Source organism: Microbulbifer sp. A4B17, assembly GCF_003076275.1.
Taxonomy (GTDB): Bacteria; Pseudomonadota; Gammaproteobacteria; order Pseudomonadales; family Cellvibrionaceae; genus Microbulbifer.
This window is the reverse complement of sequence record NZ_CP029064.1, coordinates 1,259,205-1,278,960: the sequence shown is the minus strand read 5'-3', so window position 1 is coordinate 1,278,960 and position 19,756 is coordinate 1,259,205. Positions and strand designations below refer to the sequence as shown.

Below are 19,756 nucleotides of genomic sequence, written 5' to 3'. Positions count from 1 at the left end.
TAGTTTGGGGCCGTAGATGATTTTTCTCACCGCCATAGCTTTAGTTGGCAACCTCACAAATCCAATTCCCCCCGGACTTGATCCCAATAAACCCGCCCCCATCTACGACAGCCCAGATCTTTACGGAGCAGAACCCTCAGTCATCGCATTGGATTTATCCACTATTAAAGCAAAACTGCACAGTCTGGGATTTAATCCCATCACTCATATCGAATTTGTCGGCGGAAGGTGGAAAATCCAGGCGGTCTACGGAGGAGAGTTAAGGGCGCTGGAAGTGAACCCAGACAACGGAATTATTATTGCTGACCGACCAGCCAATTGAGTTTGGCCGACTTATTCGCAACGTTTTTTTTGAAAAATAAACCTGCAGAGTCAGATCAGTCACGAAATGATTCTATTGAATACAATCACTAACTCTAAAATCCCTACGGTCTATTCAATGAATAGAGTCACGGTATTGCAATGGTGTCATCCCTTTCCAGCCCCGGTAAGCCCGAATAAATGAATTGGGTTCTTTAAATCCCAGCATAAAAGAAATCTCACCTAGCTGAAGACTCGATTTGGCGAGGTAGTGATCTGCCAAATTTGACCTAACCCCCTGTAAAATTGTCTGGAAGGATTGATTCTCCTCGCCCAGTTTCCGCTGCAAAGTCCTTTTACTAATGGCCAAACGTTCAGAGACAGCTTCGATAGAACTCTCACCGGCTGGTAGTAACTCCATCAATACAGAACCTACCCGCTCTCCCATTGTAGCTTCACTGTCCAGATCCTTTAGTTGTTGGCTCAATTTACCTTCAAAGAAATCCCACATGGGTGCATTGGCAGTCAGAAATGGTTTTTTCGCATCTTGCGCTGAAAAACAAATTCTCACCCGGTCTGACTGCTTAATTGAGCAACTAAAGAACTCCCGATAAGGCGTTTGATCTTCAGTCAGCTGCGGTAGTGCCAATTCGCAAGCGATATCATACATAAACCAGTAAGCTCTAAGTCCATTGAAAGCGTAATCTCGAGGATTAAGAAGAGCTCCACCAAAGCATAAATGCTTTATCAGAGAGCGGAGGGGTTTGATGAAGCCTCAATGCTCGCTTGGCACCATAAATTTGAAGAAATGGAACCTGAACAACATCAGAGGTTTCTTGAGTCTTTAATTATGGAACCTGAAGATATAAAAAGTACAAGAGGTATTTATGAATTTTACCTCATCCCGAGTCTAAAAAAATCAAGGTAGGACAGCTGGAGCTATTCGTAAACGGAGCGCTACTTTAGTTAGGTTATACACAGTTCATTGAAGAATCGAACTTGTCCATGGCTAGGCTCTTGGAGGGCATAGGCCAATAATGTTCTCTTCAGCGACAATGTCAACACGGTTCCTGTGATTTGTCACCCGCCGATTCTTCTCAAAAAGGGCACCCGCGTAGCCACTTGAAACAGCTTCCTTGTACCGATTAAACGTGTCCCTCGACATGCCAAGCATCTTGTATGCTTTAGAGATAATAGCTATATTTAACGCTGCCCAAAACAAGGAAGGAAAAAACAAGGAAGGAGAAATGAAAACTATTGTTTTGCTTTGTTCACTCGGCGTTGCCAGTACTGTTATTGCACATCCTTTGCACGACTCACATAAACACCAACACGGATATACTTGCGGGCATGCTGCTGAGTGGCATATCGATCATTTTGATTACAGTCACGACGGCCATGATCACCATAGTCATATGGATGAGACCCACGAGGCCGATTTAAAACTTCACAAAGCGCATAAGCATGCCCACAGTTTAGATTGTGGTCACGAATCTAGAGTTCAAAATGGGCTGGTGGAATATAAACATGATGATCACTGGCATCATCAACACGGCGATCACTTCCATGAGTCCCACGGATAGGAAACACTGCTAATTTGTCGATACGAGCGCCTCATTGAGGTTTGTGCGCGATTTACATAAGACGAAGAGAGCCTGTACCCTCTTCTTTTTTCAGTGTCATCCTTGGATGGGGCAAACAGGATAAGTGTCGAAGTAAACGATTAAAATTTAGTAGTTCAGACTTGAACTGACAGAGCCCCCCTGAAAAACCGGTAACTATCAGATCAAGTCTGAACCACTACAGGTTATACATTCCGAGCTAAATCCTCTACTAATCGCTGTTTAAATGTTAAAACCAAACTTCCTTGGTCAAATTGGTCACAAAAATTTACAGTGATATGTAAACATTGGTTTTTAACTAAGGGATCTATTCAGTGAATAGAGTCCCGGTATTGCAATGGTGTCATTCCTTTCCAGTCCCGGTAGGCCCGAATAAATGAATTGGGTTCTTTAAATCCCAGCATAAAAGAAATCTCACCTAGATGAAGACTCGATTTGGCGAGGTAGTGATCTGCCAAATTTGACCTAACCCCCTGTAAAATTGTCTGGAAGGATTGATTCTCCTCGCCTAGTTTCCGCTGCAAAGTCCTTTTACTAATGGCCAAACGTTCAGAGACAGCTTCGATAGAACTCTCACCGGCTGGTAGTAACTCCATCAATACAGAACCTACCCGCTCTCCCATTGTAGCTTCACTGTCCAGATCCTTTAGTTGTTGGCTCAATTTACCTTCAAAGAAATCCCACATGGGTGCATTGGCAGTCAGAAATGGTTTTTTCGCATCTTGCGCTGAAAAACAAATTCTCACCCGGTCTGACTGCTTAATTGAGCAATCAAAGAACTCCCGATAAGGCGTTTGATCTTCAGGCAACTGGGGTAGCGCCAATTCCAATGGTCGAATTTTCTCCCGGGTTCCCAAACGAGCCAGGCGGATATAGAAAATTAATTCACTCAAGCCCAAAGCCGCAGGAATATTTCCATCACTTCCATAGCACTCTAAATTGAGCTTTGTGAACTCGTCAGTAATATCCAAGTGCAATTCCATGGGACCAATCAATGGCTTATATTGCTGTATCCGCAGTAGAGCTTGATTCAAGTTTGCACTGCACAGGCTCGCAAATATGGGAGGGTCAAACGCCTCAGCCGAAAGGTGCTCTGCCAGTAAGAGCGGTAGTGGCCGATCCTTCGAGGCCTGATCAATACCACACCAGAAGCGGAAATACTCTACCGGAGTAAGTGTCACAGCTTCCCGCTGTAATAAATCCGCAGGTAACCCGGCATAGGCCAGAGCCAGCGCTGTATCGATATTCATATCATGTAATATCAACTTCCAGCTGGGAGGTACCAGAAATTTAGCTGCGCGTTTGATCATTACCGGGCCTGCCTGCAATTAAGACTTTTCCATCGTCTGACGGGAAAACTTCAGTACCATTTTACGGGGCAGTAAAGGCATTATCCAATTTAGAAATAATTTAAGCCGCGTCTCATTAAAAGCAACCAGATCTCCGCGCTCCATCGCCTGGTAACCACACCTGGCTACAGACTCAGCTGAGCGAGCATTCTTCCAAATATCGACACCCTGAAGATCACCTGCCGCCACAAATCCTGTCGCAACAGCGCCGGGGCACAAAGCGGTTACTGTTACACCTGTGCCTTTCAACTCTTCAGCAAGTGCCTGGCTAAATGAAGTTACATAGGCTTTAGTTGCGTAGTAAACCGCCTGTAAAGGGCCCGGAATAAAAGAGGCTGTAGATGAAACATTAAGAATATGTCCACTATTGCGACCAACCATCCCCTTTAAATACAAGTGGGTGAGATTGGTAAGGGAAACCATATTCACCTGCATCATACCCTGCTCAACTCCCAGGTCCCGCTGATGGAAGAGACCGTGACCACCAAAACCCGCATTGTTGATTAGAGTGCCAACCTCCACGCCCTCGCTTTGGGTTCTCTCAAAAATTCTCTGCGCGGACATGGGGTCAGAAAGGTCTTCTGCAATAACCATTGCCTGGATACCAAACTCCCTCTCCAGCTGCTGTTTGAGTGCTGAAAGCTTCCCCTCAGACCGAGCAACCAGAACCAGGTTGCCGCCCTTAGATGCATGTATCCTGGCAAGTTCAAGGCCAATGCCACCAGAGGCCCCAGTAATAAGTGCCGTTTCCATCTACCTGTCTCCCAAGCGTTAATCTTGGAATCAGTATATGATCAGAAGGCGCCAACTAAGAATCCGATAGTGCCAAGTGGCTATCAAATCATGTCATCATTGATTAGTAGATTATTGGTTATTTAGACAAATTAATTAGAAAAGGGCTTTACCCTTACTTCCTACTATCAATAATTAAGGTATCGTCTTCGATGATGTAGCTGGGTACGTCCAGGTTAGCAATGTACCAAGATTGACTCTTACCAGTGAGGTCAAAGATCATATACTTCTCCCAATTATCCCACTCACTCTCAACACACTGTAGCGCCCCGGCTAGGTCCTGCCTCTCAACAGAAACACCCTCTGATAAATACGTAGATTCAGAACATGGGATTATCGAGCAATAGTAATCACGCTCGGCTAGTTTAGGCATGCCATCCTCATAATCCACTTGAAGCAGTCGCTTCGAGAATGACGCTGTTTAGGGACTCTATTGCATTAGTCATGTAGATCTCTTTGCAGATTATCCATTGCTCTTCTCATGTTATCCCCCAATACAAAGTGCGGAGACAGGAGCAGTTACACAATTAAATGTACAGCCTTTTTTCTTAATATATAACCAGAGTTACAAATAGGGACAACATTAAATATATACCCCCCTTAAATACTCCTAATCCCTGTTGCCAATTTTCGAAGCTGCAAACATACTCATAGCATTAATAATACTATAGAGAACGATTTAAAAACACCAAATACAATATTGCATAAACTTACGAAACTTAAAATACCGAGGCATTTGTATTTTTAATAAATCTATCCATAGATAGATAGTTTTAGCTTTTAATCACAGAGCAAAAAAACCAAGGGGAACCGGGCAAGCCCTCTTTTTACTCCCAGGCCCCTCGAAAAATATAGTTTTATATTTCCTAATCTAGACAGGAGGGTTCACTGATACTAAAAACATTCCCGACCCATACATTAGAACCATCACATGCGTTTATATTAAGATCGAGTAAATCAAAATTTTGATTACCAGTCACCGTATTACCAAGAATAAAATTTCCCTGCTGCCCAAACAAATCCATTAGTATGCCTGCACTAGCAGAATCTGTGCCTCCATTATTAATCACACTATTCTGAGAAATAGTACTTCCATCCGATCTCTGGATAATAACACCCCAACCTGTATTATTGTTAACATTATTCTGCGAAATCAACGAATCACCTGCATCCAGCAATACTCCCACTGAATTACTTTCCATTTCATTAAGGATAATAGTGTTATTTGGGTCAAATACATAAACCCCTATATCACTTGTTTGAACTGTGGATAGAGCCAATGTATTGCCCTCGCTCCTCAAGGCAATTCCTGCACTTGAACTTCCCGAAACAATAACACCCTGAATGGTATGAAAACCATTTTCACCGGCATTAATACCAAGGCCACAATCTCTAACGGCCCCATTCATAAGATCACCACCGGTTAAAAATGCTGCCACACCATCAAGTGAAATACCACGAGATGTTCCATCACAAACAACAGAAAATCCATCAAGATTAAGGGAACCCGACGGGCCTTCAACACTTAATGCTGGGCTTACATTACAGACAAGATTTCTATCTAAAACTTCACTTGTTGTAATAACATCGCCACAGTCTATGGCAAATGCTGATAAAGAAGCTGCCAAAGTTACACATACAAACATATTCGTCAGTACGATCTTACAAAAAATAAAGCGTCTAATACTCATACCAGGCCTCTCTCGTATCAAATACCAATGGAATAGAGTAAAAATAGGCAATAGTTCTGTAATGGAGGCATTCAACCTGATAAATTGTCCTAAAATCAAACAGTTTCTTTTAGGAAATACAACAACCGACTTAAAACTACTATTTAATTGGAACCGTACTTAAGGGAGGGATAACTACTTCCTGCGTCTAATAAAGAAAAATAAAACCCATGGCATTAAAAGTGCTTCCTACTTAAACATTAGAATCACTACATTTTTTAAGATCATCGAAATCTACGCTTTTATTATTGTTTTCTATTTTATTCTGAGTGAAATTCGCGACCTAGGGCCTGTCTACACTAATTAGCCTGACTGCTATAAGTGAAAAGCTGATAAGGAATAAAAAAACACAGCCAAACTATCAAATTGACGGAACAAGCGCTCCAACTTATTACGCTTCTTGTACAGCTAACAATCATACTCCCATTGTGTGAACCAGTTAATCTTAGGAAGAACCACTAGAATCATACTGTGATCCAGCACCGACTGCCACGTATCATCACCTTCATACACCTTATTCATAATGATTCTGGCACCATTCCAACCACAGTTTTCTAGCGTTCTTAGCATATTACGCTGTTCGGGTGTATCGTATACTGCCCAGCCGATAAAGAAAAAATAACGGTTGATTTATCATCTGCTGCTATCATGTGAATTTTAGCTGTCCATCCACCCCTTGATCTTCCGGTGACTTGTGGATCGTTTTTTAATGCACCGGTAGTATCAGGATGTATTTTAAAAATTGCGTTATTGATAAACACGAGGTCTATCTGAATATTAATCACATCACCCTTTCTGAACAACAGAGAAATATGATCCAAAACCCCTCTTAATATAGCCCCTCCGGCTTAACCGGCTTCTCCCTCACTGAGCAAAGATCACTTTCTGGAGAATTATAGATATCTTGTTCAAAACTCATTTTTTACCTCAGAAACATCACACCCCTCATGAAGAAATTACAATAGTTTTCTTTTAATCAAAGCTGTAGCCGATGCCTTCGCAATAAGCTGCTCCCTTTGAAAAAGTTCTCCTTCCAGAAAACAGACGGTTTCACCTTTAGATACAACTCTGCCAACACCCTCAATTGGCCCAACTTTAGCTGGGCGAAAAAATTGAGTCTTTAGCTCTAGTGTCGGAGCAAATTGACCGACATTGAGGGAAAATACAAGTGCAGGACCCATTACGTCGTCGAGCATTGCATACAGAAATCCGCCCTGTATTGCCCCCGCAGGGTTTAAGGATGATTTCCGGGCATAAAAGCGAGCTTTCATCTCCATTTTTTCACGCGAATAGCTTATCAACTCAAATCCCAGAGTTTTCGCACACTCCGGTACCGGCAGCTCTCCCGACTCGACCATTTCATAAATATCCATATTCCCTCCCTTACCAATTGCACTTATTATCCGAAACCAAGAGTTTTAAAAGGCATTAAATTAAGTGAAAACATTATGAAGCACTTAGGGAAAAATAAGGAGGAGATAAATAGCATAGTCACCCATCTTTTTCCTTAAAAAATTTTATCTTTATTTCATTAATTAAAAAATCAAAACTTAGGTTTTGTACTGTTCCGCAAACAATCCGATTGGAGACCTGTGACGGATAAAGTTTCACCATAGATTTCAAAGAAAATCTCCATGCCTGAGCCATTGGTAACAACTTTCCACGTACAAAATTATTGTAGATATTCTAGTGTTGCCTGCTAACTCAAGGCTAAGTCTTGAAAATTTAAGCTTCCTCAAACACGCTTTATATGGACGAAAAAGACTTGCTTCTCAACACCCCAACATGAGAATGACATATTATTTTTCATACCATCCAAGAAAGGTTTAACACTATGATAACGGTTGACGAAAATTTTTGGCGTAACTACTACGAATTACACAACAAAGCACGATTTGTCGAACTGATTGATAGGTTCTATGACCCAGACGCGCTATTTGAGAATCCGCGAAATCAGTTTCGTGGACGCGAGGAAATAATCAAATATTTTCAAGGTGCCGGCGAGTTCGCGAAGTTGACGTTAACCCCGACAGAGATATGGGTTAAACCCAATGCTACAGCGACCGAAATAGAATTCACAGCTGAGGCCAAGCAGGATATCCCTGATTTTGTAACTGGCCCCCTCAAGGCCGGTGAAATCAGCAGGATCAAAATGGCAGCCACCTATCGTATGAAAAGCTCATTAATAGTCCAAGCATTAGTGTTTTGGGGCCCAAGATAGACTGAACCAAACCTTTAGTAGCAGCTTTGTCCACGCTGTTGACACTCCCAATAAACACAAAAAAAGAACCGCGTCAGTCAGAGCGGTTTTTCATCCTCTTTAGCCACCATAACTCTTTCTGCCTATGATGGACCTTCCATAGCAGTCGCCCTACTTCAGACTGAGCCACTGTTAAGTTTCTGCAACAGATGCTCCTTTCGCGATGCAAATATGAATCTTGCAGATACCAAAGTTCATCGCTTTTTCACCAACCAACTTTCTCCAAACCAAAAAAGAGCCCCGCAATTGCGGGGTTTTTTAGATAGGCTATTAGGCCGGCTTACATCATGCCGCTCATGCCACCCATACCGCTCATGTCAGGAGCAGCCGGCTTCTCTTCCGGGATTTCTGCAACCAAGGCTTCGGTGGTGATCATCAGGCCAGCGATAGAAGCTGCCGCTTGCAGAGCAGAGCGGGTCACTTTAGCTGGGTCCAGGATACCCATTTCCAGCATATCGCCGTACTCACCAGTAGCAGCGTTGTAACCGAAATTGCCTTCGTCTTGCTTGATCTTGTCAACAACTACAGAAGCTCCGTCACCAGCATTGGAAACGATCTGACGTAGAGGCATTTCCATAGCGCCTGGTCTTCGTTGTCACCACTTACGGAGATAGCCTGGGTAGCGCGAACCAGAGCGGTACCACCGTCAGGTACTACGCCTTAATAAGTGCCGTTTCCATCTATCTGTTTCCCAAGCGTTAATCTTGAATTCAATATATGATCAGAAGGCGCCAATTAAGAATCCGATGGTGCCAAGTGACCATCTAATCGTGACACCATTGAGTAGTAGAATATCGGTAATTTAGTCAAATTAATTAAAAAAAAGAAGCTTTGCCCTTACTTCCTCTTACCAATAATCAGCAACCACCCGCATAGCGGGTGGTATGGTGAAAGCCCCCAGAGGGGGCTATTTACAACCCCGCCAGTTGCATCTGCTCTTGCCGGCGCTCCAAAACCTCTTGATTCTTGATGTACTCTCGAATCATCTGCTCATCAAGACCTACTGTACTCACGCAGTAGCCCCGAGCCCAAAAATGTCTTCCTGTGAAATTTCTCTGCACTTGCTTGTACTTCCGAAATATCTGGATCGCAGATTTCCCTTTCAGAAACCCAACCGTATTGGAAACACTTAACCTTGGAGGAATCATTAACAACATATGAATGTGATCCCTCATTGCGTACCCCTCGACCAACTCAATGCCTTTTTGACGACATAAGTCTCGGAATATTGCTCCAATCTCACGCCTCAATGCTCCAAATAACGCTTTCTTTCGATACTTGGGCACAAATACCACATGGTACCTGCAATAATGTTTCACGTGAGCTTGGCACTGCCAATCTCGCATATGGCCTCCTTAAAGAACTTGCCGGTTCACGGAGGCCATATTTTTACTCTGCACGCCGGAACGGCAGAGCCTTGTCAAGTCTCACCGCCTGAGGCGGTGGTTTACCTATTTGTTAATTAAGGTATCGTCTTCAATGGAGTAGCTGGGAACATTTAGGTTGGCAATGTACCAGGATTGACTTCTACCATTAAGGTCAAAAATCATATAGTTCTCCCAACTATCCCACTCACTCTCAACACACTGTAGCGCCCCAGCTAAGTCATGCCCCTCAACAGAAACTCCCCCTGGCAAGTACTTAAACTCATAACATGGGATTATCGAGCGATAGTAATCACGCTCGGCTAGTCTAGGCACACCATCCTCAGAACCCACTTGAAGCATAAACACTTTTATTTCATGATCTAGTCGGTCCTGGGCTTTTGGTGGCTGCTTTCCATGTTTTTTGGGTTCAACTAAAACATCAAGTTGTTCTAAAACCTCACGCCTAGGCTTAACAATAAGTAAACGATACCAAGACCAATCTACGGAGATCATGGCATCTTCTTCAATATCATCAAGATCTATATATAAAAAATATCCCCTATCTGCCACCGAATTTGGAAACCAGGATAAGAAAAATGGAGAACCTCCAAGAGCGACGCCTATAATCACAAGGAAACCCATGCAGCCCCATAAAATCTTTTTTCGAAGCCCATCCATAGCCAACATCCATAAGTCCTGTTTGTTTAAAAACTAAAAAATCAACTTTGTAGTGCCCTAAAGCACCCCAAAATTATAATCTAAAAACCTAAATCCCTACTATCAGCCCCCAAAGTGACTAGATACCATCAGTTCTGTTCCACACCAATAACAATTGGCCCTTTGTTTTCGTACTTTATGCCCACAAGAGGGACACTCTTTAAGATTCCCGCTGGTTATTTTTCCATCGCGCTTACCATCTCGCAGATCAATCTGCCCCATTTTTTCAATAAGCTCAGCCTCGGTTACCCCTAACTTTTCCGATAGAAGCTCCCACATCGCCTGATTCGCCAGCACCAACGTATCTATGCGACTCTGAATATCACCGACTTCCAGCTCCAGATTAGCGGCCATCTGCTTTGCATTTTGAGCTCGATATCTCGCATCATCGATTTCTCGCTGCTGAAAATAATCCCAAATAGTATCTAACATTTATGTCACTTCACTTAAAAAATCAGAATAAAAAATGGATCAAATCGGTATTTACGATTTTCGTTTAATAAAAATTATTAACAGGTATATCAAACCAAATAGTGTCCCAAACGGAAAAGAGATAATCCAAATCAGGGAGAGTATTAAGGAATACCAGAACAACCACTTATTTCGAAAAGACGATAAAAACAAAGCGGCACAGGAAATCAATAGACCTGGGGTAGACAATAGACCTCCTATAACAAAATTAGAGAGGGAATGGCTCATCATACCCGCCATTACTTCAGGAGATGTATCAAGTGATTGGGCCACCTGAAAAGTTTCCCAAAAACTCAACACCCCCAAACAAAAGAACACAAAAATTGGGGTTTGAAGAAAAGCACCTAATATAGAAAGAACACTCCCCAACTTAACCCGCTTCTTCCCCTCCGGGCAAAGCTCACTTTCCGGAGAGTTATACATTTTTTGCTCAAAACTCATTCTTACCTCAGAAAACATCACATCCTTTATCAAGGATTTATAAACTTTGCCCCTTTATTAAAGTGGTAGCGGTTGCCCTAGCAATAATTTTCCCCTCTTGAATAAGCTCTCCTTCCAGGAAACAGACGGTTCCACCTTTAGATACAACTCTGCCAACACCCTCAAGTGGCCCCACTTTAGCTGGGCGAACAAATTGAGTCTTTAGCTCTAAAGTCGGAGCAAACTGACCAATATTCAAGGAAAATACAAGTGCAGGACCCATTACGTCGTCGAGCATTGCACATAGAAACCCACCCTGTATTGTTCCCGCAGGGTTTAAGAATGACTCCCTGGCAAAAAATCGGGCTTTCATCTCCATTTTTTCACTTGAATAGCTTATTAGCTCAAATCCCAGAGTTTTCGCACACTCAGGTACTGGCAGATCTCCCGACTCGACCATTTCGTAGATATCCATATTTCCGCACCGATTCCATTCTATGTTTGTTATTTCAACTTAAGTCAGATTCACCATCACTTACCAACCCTGCTCCACTCGATTTTGCTGCTGCCCTGTATCACACCAAGTTCCAGCAGTTAAGTGCTCTCATCTACACCAATTCACACCATGGATAAATCTGCCCCCAGTAAACCACTTTCCACAAGGCAAAAAAAAGCCCCGCAGTTGCGGGGCTTTTTAGATAGGCTTTAAGGCCGGCTTACATCATGCCGCCCATACCGCCCATGCCACCCATACCGCTCATGTCAGGAGCAGCCGGCTTGTCTTCCGGGATTTCTGCAACCATGGCTTCGGTGGTGATCATCAGGCCAGCGATAGAAGCTGCCGCCTGCAGTGCAGAGCGGGTTACTTTAGCTGGGTCCAGGATACCCATTTCCAGCATATCGCCGTACTCACCAGTAGCAGCGTTGTAACCGAAGTTGCCTTCGCCTTGCTTGATCTTGTCAACAACTACGGAAGCTTCGTCACCAGCGTTGGAAACGATTTGACGCAGAGGCATTTCCATAGCGCGCAGGGCTGCAGCGATGCCGTGGTTCTGGTCTTCGTTGTCGCCAGTTACAGAGATAACCTGGGTAGCGCGAACCAGAGCTGTACCACCGCCAGGTACTACGCCTTCCTCTACTGCGGCGCGGGTAGCGTGCAGAGCGTCTTCAACGCGGGCTTTCTTCTCTTTCATTTCCACTTCAGTAGCGGCGCCTACTTTGATTACCGCAACACCGCCAGCCAGCTTGGCTACGCGCTCTTGCAGCTTCTCTTTGTCGTAGTCGGAAGAGGACTCTTCGATCTGTGCACGGATCTGGCTAACGCGAGCTTCGATGTCTTTAACATTGCCAGCGCCGTCAACGATTACAGTGTTTTCTTTGGACAGGGTTACGCGCTTAGCAGTACCCAGGTGCTCCAGAGTGGTACCTTCCAGCTCCAGGCCAACTTCTTCAGAAATCACGGTGCCGCCAGTCAGGATAGCGATGTCCTGCAGCATGGCTTTACGACGGTCGCCGAAACCAGGTGCTTTAACAGCAGCAACTTTAACGATGCCGCGCATGCTGTTTACAACCAGAGTTGCCAGTGCTTCGCCTTCTACGTCTTCAGCGATGATCAGCAGCGGCTTGGAAGCTTTAGCTACTTGCTCCAGCAGGGGCAGCAGGTCGCGGATGTTGGAGATTTTCTTGTCTACCAGCAGGATAAACGGGTTGTCCAGCTCGGCAGTCATGTTCTCTTGGTTGGTGATGAAGTAAGGAGACAGGTAGCCGCGGTCGAACTGCATACCTTCTACTACGTCCAGCTCGTTTTCCAGGCCGGAACCTTCTTCAACAGTGATAACGCCTTCTTTGCCAACTTTTTCCATGGCTTCAGCGATGATGGTACCAACGCTCTCGTCGCTGTTAGCGGAGATAGTACCTACCTGGGCGATAGACTTGGTGTCAGCACAGGGAGTGGACAGGCCAGCAATGTGGTCAACAGCTGCGGTTACCGCTTTGTCGATACCGCGCTTCAGGTCCATTGGGTTGAAGCCAGCGGCTACGGATTTCAGGCCTTCGGTTACGATAGCCTGGGCCAGAACGGTAGCGGTGGTGGTGCCGTCACCAGCGGTGTCAGAAGCTTTGGAAGCAACTTCTTTAACCATCTGTGCGCCCATGTTTTCGAACTTGTCGCTCAGCTCGATTTCTTTCGCTACGGAAACACCGTCTTTGGTTACGGTAGGAGCGCCGAAGGACTTGTCCAGAACTACGTTGCGGCCTTTAGGGCCCAGGGTAGTTTTTACAGCGTCTGCCAGGATGTTTACGCCTTTCAGCATTTTCTGACGAGCGTCGTCACCGAAAATTACGTCTTTAGCTGCCATGATTCTTATTCCTCAAATTCTTTTTGCGGGTAAAGTTAAAGGCTGGCCTTAGCCTTCCAACACGCCGTAGATATCACCTTCGCTCATGATGATCAGCTCTTCGCCTTCCACCTTGAGGGTATTGCTGTCGGCATAGCGACCGAAAACAACAGTGTCACCTACCTTCACAGACAGTGCGCGAACATCGCCATTGTCCAGCTGCTTGCCCTCACCCACGGCTACCACTTCACCTTGGTTCGGCTTTTCTTTGGCAGCGCCCGGCAGCACGATACCGCCAGCTGACATCGCTTCTTCTTCCTTACGTCGTACTACGACGCGGTCGTGTAAAGGACGAATTTTCATGGATAAGTTCTCCATTGAGTCGTTTTAATGGTTTCCAACATTGGCGGCACTGACCCTTTGGGCCGGTAGCCTCACCCCTCTCTGAAATCCAGAGGCGGGGCTTAATTCTCAGTTGAACCCTATCTATGGGCGGGAAAAGGGATTTCAACACCAACAGGTGAAAAAACTGTGAAGCAAATTCTCACCGCTGGCATTTTGTATATTTTTTAATCTAATCAGGACCTGGGACGCTTGTCTTCAACAGAATGCTTGTCTTCTCCAGGGCGCTTCTCATCCCGGGAATACTCCCCTTCGATAACGTCATCTCCATTCTTTTGATTTGGCGACTGGCCGAAGTGTTGTGGAGGAACCACTTTGACATGGCGAAGAATAAAGCCCAGCAGGAGGTTTCTGAGGCCCGGTATCAAACAGATAAATCCAAAAAAGTCGGTAATAAAACCTGGAGTGAGTAGCAGCACGCCACCCACGGCGAGGAAAATCCCCTCAACCATCTCTTTTGCAGGAATATTTCCCGCTTGCATCTTCTCCTGAGCCCGCATCAGGGTAGAGATCCCCTGGCGACGCAGCAGTGTCACTCCAACCACTGCGGTCAGAATAACCAGACCGATCGTTGGCAATGCGCCAATTTCACTCCCTACGGCAATCAACACCCACATTTCAAGTACAGGTAGGACTATAAATAGAAGTAGTAATGGGCGCATTGCGGGAATTCCTAGTTAACCAGCTTCACAGAGAGCCGGGACAATCACGGTTTTTTCAATATGCTGTAGTAAATGGAGTGGGGAGGCAAATTATTCAAGGGCGCCTCATTCAACTCCGCAATACCTGGAGAGAAGGAGGATTGAATGGCAAGCGAGCAGCAGGATGCGATAGAAGTACCAGCCATTGGCCGCAGTCGCCATTTAGTGGACGATATTTTGGCGAAAGCGGACATTCAAATTAACGGGGAGCGGCCCTGGGATCTGCAACTTCACCGGGAGACAGCCCTGGATGAAGTTATCGCCCGACACAGTCTGGGGCTGGGTGAGACCTATATGCGCGGGGACTGGGATGTCCAGGACCTGGATCAATTCTTCCACCGGTTACTCAGTGCCGAAATCCACCACAGTGTTAAGAACTGGCGCTACTTTTGGCGCGCCATACGCAGTTACCTGGTAAACCTGCAGAGCAAAAACCGCTCATTCAATGTGGGCGAGCAGCACTACGATCTGGGCAATGAGTTCTACAGCGCCATGCTCGACAACCGACTCACCTATAGCTGCGGCTACTGGAAAGAGGCGGAGACCCTCGACCAAGCCCAAGAGGCCAAGCTGGACCTGATTTGCCGCAAGCTTGAGCTAAAACCCGGGATGCGCCTGCTGGATATTGGCTGCGGTTGGGGAAGCCTGGTGAGCTATGCCGCGCAGAAGTATCAGGTGGAGTGCGTGGGGGTCACCATTTCCCGCGAGCAGAGGGCCTATGTGGCTGAGCGTTACGGGGAACTGCCAATCACCGTTTACCTGCAGGACTATCGCGAACTCAAAGAGCCTTTCGACCGCATCGCCAGCGTGGGGATGTTTGAGCACGTCGGACGTAAGAATTACCGCACCTTTATGGAAACGGCGAAGCGCTGCCTGAATAAAGACGGACTGATGCTGCTGCATACGATCGGCAACAACCACCGCAGTGCATCCACTGACCTGTGGACGGAAAAATATATTTTCCCTGGTGGCGAGTTGCCCTCTGTGGGGCAACTGGGAGACGCAGCCGATCGATTGCTGGTATGCGAGGACCTGCACAACTTCGGCTACTACTACGACAAAACCCTGATGGCCTGGCATAAAAACTTTGAGGAGAATTGGCCGCGCTTTGCCGACCAGTACGGCCAGCGCTTTTACAGAATGTGGCGCTATTACCTGCTGTCCTATGCCGGTGCCTTCCGGGGCCGTACTTTGCAGCTATGGCAGCTGATGTATTCGCAGTTTCGCGCCGACGGTGTGATGCGCTTGAGTTGAGACTACCTTTAATTCAGGCCCAGCCGCTGATAGCAAAACTAAAAAAGGGTGAACTGAGTTCACCCTTTTTTGTAACCGGAAAGTGAGAAATTTACAGGCGCGCTCCGCCATCAATATCCATTACACGACCGGTAACATAGTCATTTTCCAGGATAAACGCTACTGTCGAAGCGATTTCATCCTGCTCACCCAGCCTGCGCAGAGGCACTTGTTTTACTAGGCTCTCAAGAATTTCCGGGCGCATCTGTGCAACCATATCGGTGCCGATAAAGCCCGGAGCAATTGCGGCAACACGCACGCCGTAGCGCGCCAATTCACGGGCCCAGGTTACGGTCATCGCCGCAACACCGGCTTTACTGGCGGAGTAGTTGGTCTGCCCCATATTGCCCGCGCGGGACAAGCTGGAGATATTGATCATCACTCCACCCTTGCCGCCCTCGGCCATAATGCCCGCAGCAGCACGGCCGCAAAGGAATACACCAGTGAGGTTTACATCAATCACTGACTGCCACTGGGCCAGGGACATACGATCGGTCACTTTGCCGTCTTTACATTTGAGCAACATGCCATCGCGCATGATGCCGGCATTATTAATCAGCACCTGAAGCCCGCCAAAGTCCGCTGCAATTTTTGCAAACCCGGAATCTACCGCTTCTTCATCGGCAACATTGATTCCGTAACTGCGAACCTCTGCACCGAGCTTTTCACAGGCAGAGATACTGTCTTTCAGGCCTTCTTCATTAACATCGATCAGGGCCAGGCGCGCGCCCCGTGCGGCCAGGTACTCGGCCATTGCCCGGCCCAAACCCTGGCCCGCACCGGTAATCGCAACAATACTGTCAGCGATTTGCATATTGAACTCCTCGTCGCTCATTTCTTAGATTTATCGTTTATGAAAGCCTTCGAGCCTACCCAATGTACGCTCGAAGGGGAATTACCATTCGTAACCCACACCAACGGTAACTTTGGTATCTTCTTTTTCACTTTCCAGGGAGGGCGTATTGTCGTACTGCCACTCGTAACCGATTTCCATCAACACGCCTTCAACCAGCGGTGTGCGCACCCCCAGCTTGGCGTTAGCTTCGTAATCGTTACTGTGATCAAAGGATTGAAGGGTTTCCTGGTCGAAATAAACTTCCGGTCCCAGAGAAAACTTATAGCGGTAATTAAGTGCAATTCGACCGGCGACATAACGCTCGTCCTGGTCCTCACTTAACTCTTCATCGATAAAACTTTCGTGCAGGCTACTCAAGCCACCTTCTAGAGAAAAGGTAGTTTTACTCGTGTCGTAAAACAGGTAACCCATACCGAGACCGAGTGTAGTACCCAGATCCAGGTTCTGTGCCTCTTCCCTTTCCAGTTCACTGTTGGCTGCAGCAAACCATTTCTCGGAAAATATCCAGCGCAAATCGTAATTGAGCTGGTATTTTTCCAGGTCACCATCTTCCTCACTGTCCTGGTTCTGGTAAACGGAACCAATCAAGTGGTGAAAGTCCCCGTGGCGAATATCCAGATTAATACTGGCATCGAGATCTTGACGCTCTCGGTTGCCGCTCTCGAAAACGCCTCCGGCGGTAACATCACCGTGGAGCAGCACCGGACTGGTGGTAAATGTGCTGTAGGGCTCCGCTCGCTCAATTCCAGGAAAATCAATCAGCCAACCGCGTCCTTCGTCACAGTAAACCTCCCAGCGCTCCTGACGGTGACCGGCCAAAGTGCAGGGTTCATCCCTTCCGGCAATTTTTATATCCGTATCGATATCCATCGATAGCACTTTGGATTTATCGACTTTTAACTGACCGAAGTTCTCTGATTTCCAAGTAACCTGATCCTTTTCCACAAGAACCAGCTCCCCCTGAATACGATCGCCATTTTCCAGGGTCAGTACACCCGCCTGGGCTTGGAAAGGCGCAAGAAACAGGAGAGTTCGAGCAAAGAACCTGGGGAGTCGTGTCGATAAAACCACTAAGAAACCTTGGACTTTTTAGGTGTATGAACAGTGCAAATAGCCTAAGCAATCGCACCATGATGCCATAACTGGAATGATGTGGCACGCCGTCACAGCGGGGGCTTTTGCGCCATAGGGACTGTGACCCTGCAAGCTGGTAAAGTATCCACAAATGGCGAATAAAAATCCCAATATGACGAGAGCACAAAGTAAAAAATTGCGCCCTTTTGATGTATTTCGCCGGTATTTAGAGCTTTTTATGGAAAAACAAACCTCCCTGGAAAGAATTTGCCAAGCACTGGCAGCTATCCCCAAAGGTCGAGTAGTTACCTATGGCGACCTGGCAGAGATGGCCGGTTACCCCCGAGCTGCACGACTGGCAGGTCAAACCCTGCGCAAGCTCCCCAGGGGCACCAAACTTCCCTGGCATCGGGTGATTAACGCCCAGGGACGTATCTCCCTGCCGGAACCGGGCGCCAGCCGCCAGCGTGAAAGACTGGAAAGAGAGGGAGTCACACTGTTAAAAGGCCGGGTGGATATGAACATATACCGCTGGAAGCCTTAACCCTTATCGAAGGCAGGAAGTTACGCAACCTCATCGGCCCCCCACGGCGCGACCCAAAACAACAGGATCATTCCGGGCACTGCCAGTGCGGCACATAGAAGAAAGAAGTTGGTCCATCCCATCCCCTCCACTAAATAACCGGTAGAAGCATTGGCAAAGGTCCGAGGGAGGGAGGTCAAAGCGGTAAATAACGCAAACTGGGTGGCGGTATGTAACTTGCTGGTAGTGCGTGCAATAAAGGCAATGAATACTGCGGTTCCCAGACCCACACCGAGATACTCAAAGGCAATTACTATCGCCAGTAACCACAGACTGGGATTGAAATCCGGCGTACCCACCAGCTCACCATTCACTTCAGACAAAATAATAAATCCAAAAATCGAGACCAGCTGTACCACACCAAAAATCCACAGGCACTTGTTAATCCCAATCTTTACAATCAACAAGCCGCCAAAGAAACCGCCAATTACCGCGGGCCACAAACCCGCATTTTTCGCCACTATGCCAATATCTGTATTGGAGTATCCCATATCCAGGTAATAGGGCGTTGCCAGCGCCGTGGCCATACTGTCGCCGAGTTTGTACAGGAACATAAAGGCCAATACGAGCACAGCCTGCCTTACCCCATTGCGATTAAAAAATTCGACGAAGGGTAAGACGATGGCCTCCCTCAGTGATTTGGGGCGGGCGGCGGGATGGTCTGGCTCAGCTACCATCAAAGTCATAAACACGGCAATCAACATAAATGCCGCAGTGATCATAAAAACCTGGTCCCAGGCCAGGTGGTCCGACAGGATCAGGCTGAGGGAGCCCGGGATCAAACCGGAAATCCGGTAGGCATTGGCATGAAAAGAGTTTCCCAGGCCCAGCTCCTGGTCCGGCAAAATCTCCCGGCGGAAGGCATCAAGGACTATATCCTGGCTGGCACTGAAAAAAGCCACAGCAAAGCAGATAGCGGCAATTGACCAGATATCAAACTGGGGGCTGAACATCCCCAGGACACCAATAGAAGCTATCAGCAACAACTGCATTACCAGCATCCAGCCCCGACGGCGACCGAGCATTGGAAATGCATAGCGCTCCATCAGTGGAGACCAGATAAATTTCCACGTATAGGGCAATCCGAGCAGTGCAAAGATACCGATGGTGGCCAGGTCCACGCCCTCGGTACGCAACCAGGCCGGCACCAGCTGTATCAACACAAAGAGAGGCATCCCCGAAGAGAAACCGGTGCCAATACAAATCAGCATGCGCCGATTAAACACCGCCTCCCGGATGGTTTCGTGGGCCATAGTTTGTCGCTTTTATTCACTGTACGTCATCCACCAGTGATACCCGGCCATACAAAAAGCAGACATGCGATCAAATATAAAAGCGAGTCTAGGAAGGAGCGGGTTTCACCTTTACAACCACCATAGACACAAGCCGGGCAAAATGCCCGGCGAAGAGTTTTGATATGACATTGGGATATTGAGAGGTACGGGACTCAAGAAATACCCTGAGAAAAACGAGAAAATGTTTC

22 protein-coding genes and 1 pseudogene are annotated in these 19,756 nt (G+C 46.7%); 5 read left to right on the top strand and 18 right to left on the bottom strand.

Annotated elements, in window-relative coordinates; translation table 11 throughout:
* Positions 1-16 precede the first annotated feature (16 nt).
* Positions 17-322: a hypothetical protein gene (locus BTJ40_RS05640; protein ID WP_108732167.1), complete on the top strand. Its 306-nt coding sequence runs from the start codon at positions 17-19 to the stop codon at positions 320-322.
* A gap of 114 nt (positions 323-436) precedes the next feature.
* Here BTJ40_RS05640 and BTJ40_RS05635 read toward each other — a convergent pair whose 3' ends face one another.
* Positions 437-970, bottom strand: a complete 534-nt coding sequence (locus tag BTJ40_RS05635; RefSeq protein WP_238152144.1) for a helix-turn-helix transcriptional regulator — start codon at positions 968-970, stop codon at positions 437-439.
* 577 nt (positions 971-1,547) lie between these two features.
* Between BTJ40_RS05635 and BTJ40_RS05625 the strand changes: the two genes are divergently transcribed.
* Entirely contained in the window at positions 1,548-1,883 is a 336-nt protein-coding gene (locus BTJ40_RS05625; protein ID WP_108735185.1) for a hypothetical protein, read from the top strand.
* 350 nt (positions 1,884-2,233) lie between these two features.
* Here the strand turns inward: BTJ40_RS05625 and BTJ40_RS05620 are convergent, their stop codons facing one another.
* The 5 genes from BTJ40_RS05620 to BTJ40_RS05595 all read right to left on the bottom strand — a co-directional run bounded on the left by BTJ40_RS05620 (position 2,234) and on the right by BTJ40_RS05595 (position 7,166).
* Entirely contained in the window at positions 2,234-3,232 is a 999-nt protein-coding gene (locus BTJ40_RS05620) for an AraC family transcriptional regulator (protein ID WP_108735184.1), read from the bottom strand.
* A gap of 18 nt (positions 3,233-3,250) precedes the next feature.
* The gene (locus BTJ40_RS05615) at positions 3,251-4,024 is read right to left on the bottom strand and encodes an SDR family oxidoreductase (RefSeq protein WP_108732165.1); all 774 of its coding nucleotides are present in this window, start codon (positions 4,022-4,024) and stop codon (positions 3,251-3,253) included.
* Between the two features lie 154 nt (positions 4,025-4,178).
* A complete protein-coding gene (locus BTJ40_RS05610; protein WP_157953906.1) occupies positions 4,179-4,436 on the bottom strand; it encodes a hypothetical protein in 258 nt (85 codons plus the stop codon).
* Between the two features lie 493 nt (positions 4,437-4,929).
* Entirely contained in the window at positions 4,930-5,754 is an 825-nt protein-coding gene (locus BTJ40_RS05605; RefSeq protein WP_108732163.1) for a right-handed parallel beta-helix repeat-containing protein, read from the bottom strand.
* Positions 5,755-6,749: 995 nt separating this feature from the next.
* The gene (locus BTJ40_RS05595; RefSeq protein ID WP_108732161.1) at positions 6,750-7,166 is read right to left on the bottom strand and encodes a PaaI family thioesterase; all 417 of its coding nucleotides are present in this window, start codon (positions 7,164-7,166) and stop codon (positions 6,750-6,752) included.
* A 461-nt stretch (positions 7,167-7,627) separates the two neighbouring features.
* Here BTJ40_RS05595 and BTJ40_RS05590 point away from each other — a divergent pair, with 461 nt between their 5' ends.
* Positions 7,628-8,014 carry a nuclear transport factor 2 family protein gene (locus tag BTJ40_RS05590; protein WP_108732160.1) on the top strand — a complete coding sequence of 129 codons (387 nt, stop codon included), beginning with the start codon at positions 7,628-7,630 and terminating at the stop codon, positions 8,012-8,014.
* A 319-nt stretch (positions 8,015-8,333) separates the two neighbouring features.
* Here BTJ40_RS05590 and BTJ40_RS05585 read toward each other — a convergent pair.
* From BTJ40_RS05585 to BTJ40_RS05545, 9 genes and pseudogenes are all read right to left on the bottom strand, one after another.
* Positions 8,334-8,713 (bottom strand): annotated as a pseudogene (locus BTJ40_RS05585) (TCP-1/cpn60 chaperonin family protein); the annotation flags it as partial.
* A gap of 251 nt (positions 8,714-8,964) precedes the next feature.
* Positions 8,965-9,399: an IS200/IS605 family transposase gene (gene tnpA / locus BTJ40_RS05580; RefSeq protein WP_108732159.1), complete on the bottom strand. Its 435-nt coding sequence runs from the start codon at positions 9,397-9,399 to the stop codon at positions 8,965-8,967.
* A gap of 105 nt (positions 9,400-9,504) precedes the next feature.
* Positions 9,505-10,107 (bottom strand): hypothetical protein, encoded by a 603-nt coding sequence (locus BTJ40_RS05575; RefSeq protein ID WP_108732158.1) that lies wholly within the window; start codon positions 10,105-10,107, stop codon positions 9,505-9,507.
* A gap of 93 nt (positions 10,108-10,200) precedes the next feature.
* Positions 10,201-10,569 (bottom strand): zinc ribbon domain-containing protein, encoded by a 369-nt coding sequence (locus tag BTJ40_RS05570; protein ID WP_108732157.1) that lies wholly within the window; start codon positions 10,567-10,569, stop codon positions 10,201-10,203.
* Positions 10,570-10,620: 51 nt separating this feature from the next.
* A complete protein-coding gene (locus BTJ40_RS22185; RefSeq protein ID WP_157953905.1) occupies positions 10,621-11,049 on the bottom strand; it encodes a hypothetical protein in 429 nt (142 codons plus the stop codon).
* 37 nt (positions 11,050-11,086) lie between these two features.
* Positions 11,087-11,503 carry a PaaI family thioesterase gene (locus BTJ40_RS05560; RefSeq protein ID WP_108732155.1) on the bottom strand — a complete coding sequence of 139 codons (417 nt, stop codon included), beginning with the start codon at positions 11,501-11,503 and terminating at the stop codon, positions 11,087-11,089.
* Between the two features lie 241 nt (positions 11,504-11,744).
* A complete protein-coding gene (gene groL, locus BTJ40_RS05555; RefSeq protein ID WP_108732154.1) occupies positions 11,745-13,385 on the bottom strand; it encodes a chaperonin GroEL in 1,641 nt (546 codons plus the stop codon).
* A 48-nt stretch (positions 13,386-13,433) separates the two neighbouring features.
* Complete coding sequence (gene groES, locus BTJ40_RS05550; protein WP_020412315.1) at positions 13,434-13,727, bottom strand: co-chaperone GroES; 294 nt, start codon at positions 13,725-13,727, stop codon at positions 13,434-13,436.
* A gap of 215 nt (positions 13,728-13,942) precedes the next feature.
* Positions 13,943-14,428: an FxsA family protein gene (locus BTJ40_RS05545; protein ID WP_108732153.1), complete on the bottom strand. Its 486-nt coding sequence runs from the start codon at positions 14,426-14,428 to the stop codon at positions 13,943-13,945.
* A 144-nt stretch (positions 14,429-14,572) separates the two neighbouring features.
* On the opposite strand from BTJ40_RS05545, the gene cfa reads away from it, so the two are divergent.
* On the top strand, positions 14,573-15,721 hold the full coding sequence (gene cfa, locus BTJ40_RS05540; protein WP_108732152.1) for a cyclopropane fatty acyl phospholipid synthase: 1,149 nt from the start codon (positions 14,573-14,575) through the stop codon (positions 15,719-15,721).
* A 91-nt stretch (positions 15,722-15,812) separates the two neighbouring features.
* Here cfa and BTJ40_RS05535 read toward each other — a convergent pair whose 3' ends face one another.
* On the bottom strand, positions 15,813-16,574 hold the full coding sequence (locus BTJ40_RS05535; protein ID WP_108732151.1) for an SDR family oxidoreductase: 762 nt from the start codon (positions 16,572-16,574) through the stop codon (positions 15,813-15,815).
* An 81-nt stretch (positions 16,575-16,655) separates the two neighbouring features.
* Positions 16,656-17,687 carry a DUF481 domain-containing protein gene (locus BTJ40_RS05530; protein ID WP_108732150.1) on the bottom strand — a complete coding sequence of 344 codons (1,032 nt, stop codon included), beginning with the start codon at positions 17,685-17,687 and terminating at the stop codon, positions 16,656-16,658.
* Positions 17,688-17,928: 241 nt separating this feature from the next.
* Here BTJ40_RS05530 and BTJ40_RS05525 point away from each other — a divergent pair, with 241 nt between their 5' ends.
* On the top strand, positions 17,929-18,234 hold the full coding sequence (locus BTJ40_RS05525; protein WP_108735183.1) for an MGMT family protein: 306 nt from the start codon (positions 17,929-17,931) through the stop codon (positions 18,232-18,234).
* A 20-nt stretch (positions 18,235-18,254) separates the two neighbouring features.
* Here the strand turns inward: BTJ40_RS05525 and BTJ40_RS05520 are convergent, their stop codons facing one another.
* Positions 18,255-19,526, bottom strand: coding sequence for an AmpG family muropeptide MFS transporter (locus tag BTJ40_RS05520; RefSeq protein ID WP_108732149.1), 1,272 nt, complete (start codon positions 19,524-19,526; stop codon positions 18,255-18,257).
* Positions 19,527-19,756 lie beyond the last annotated feature (230 nt).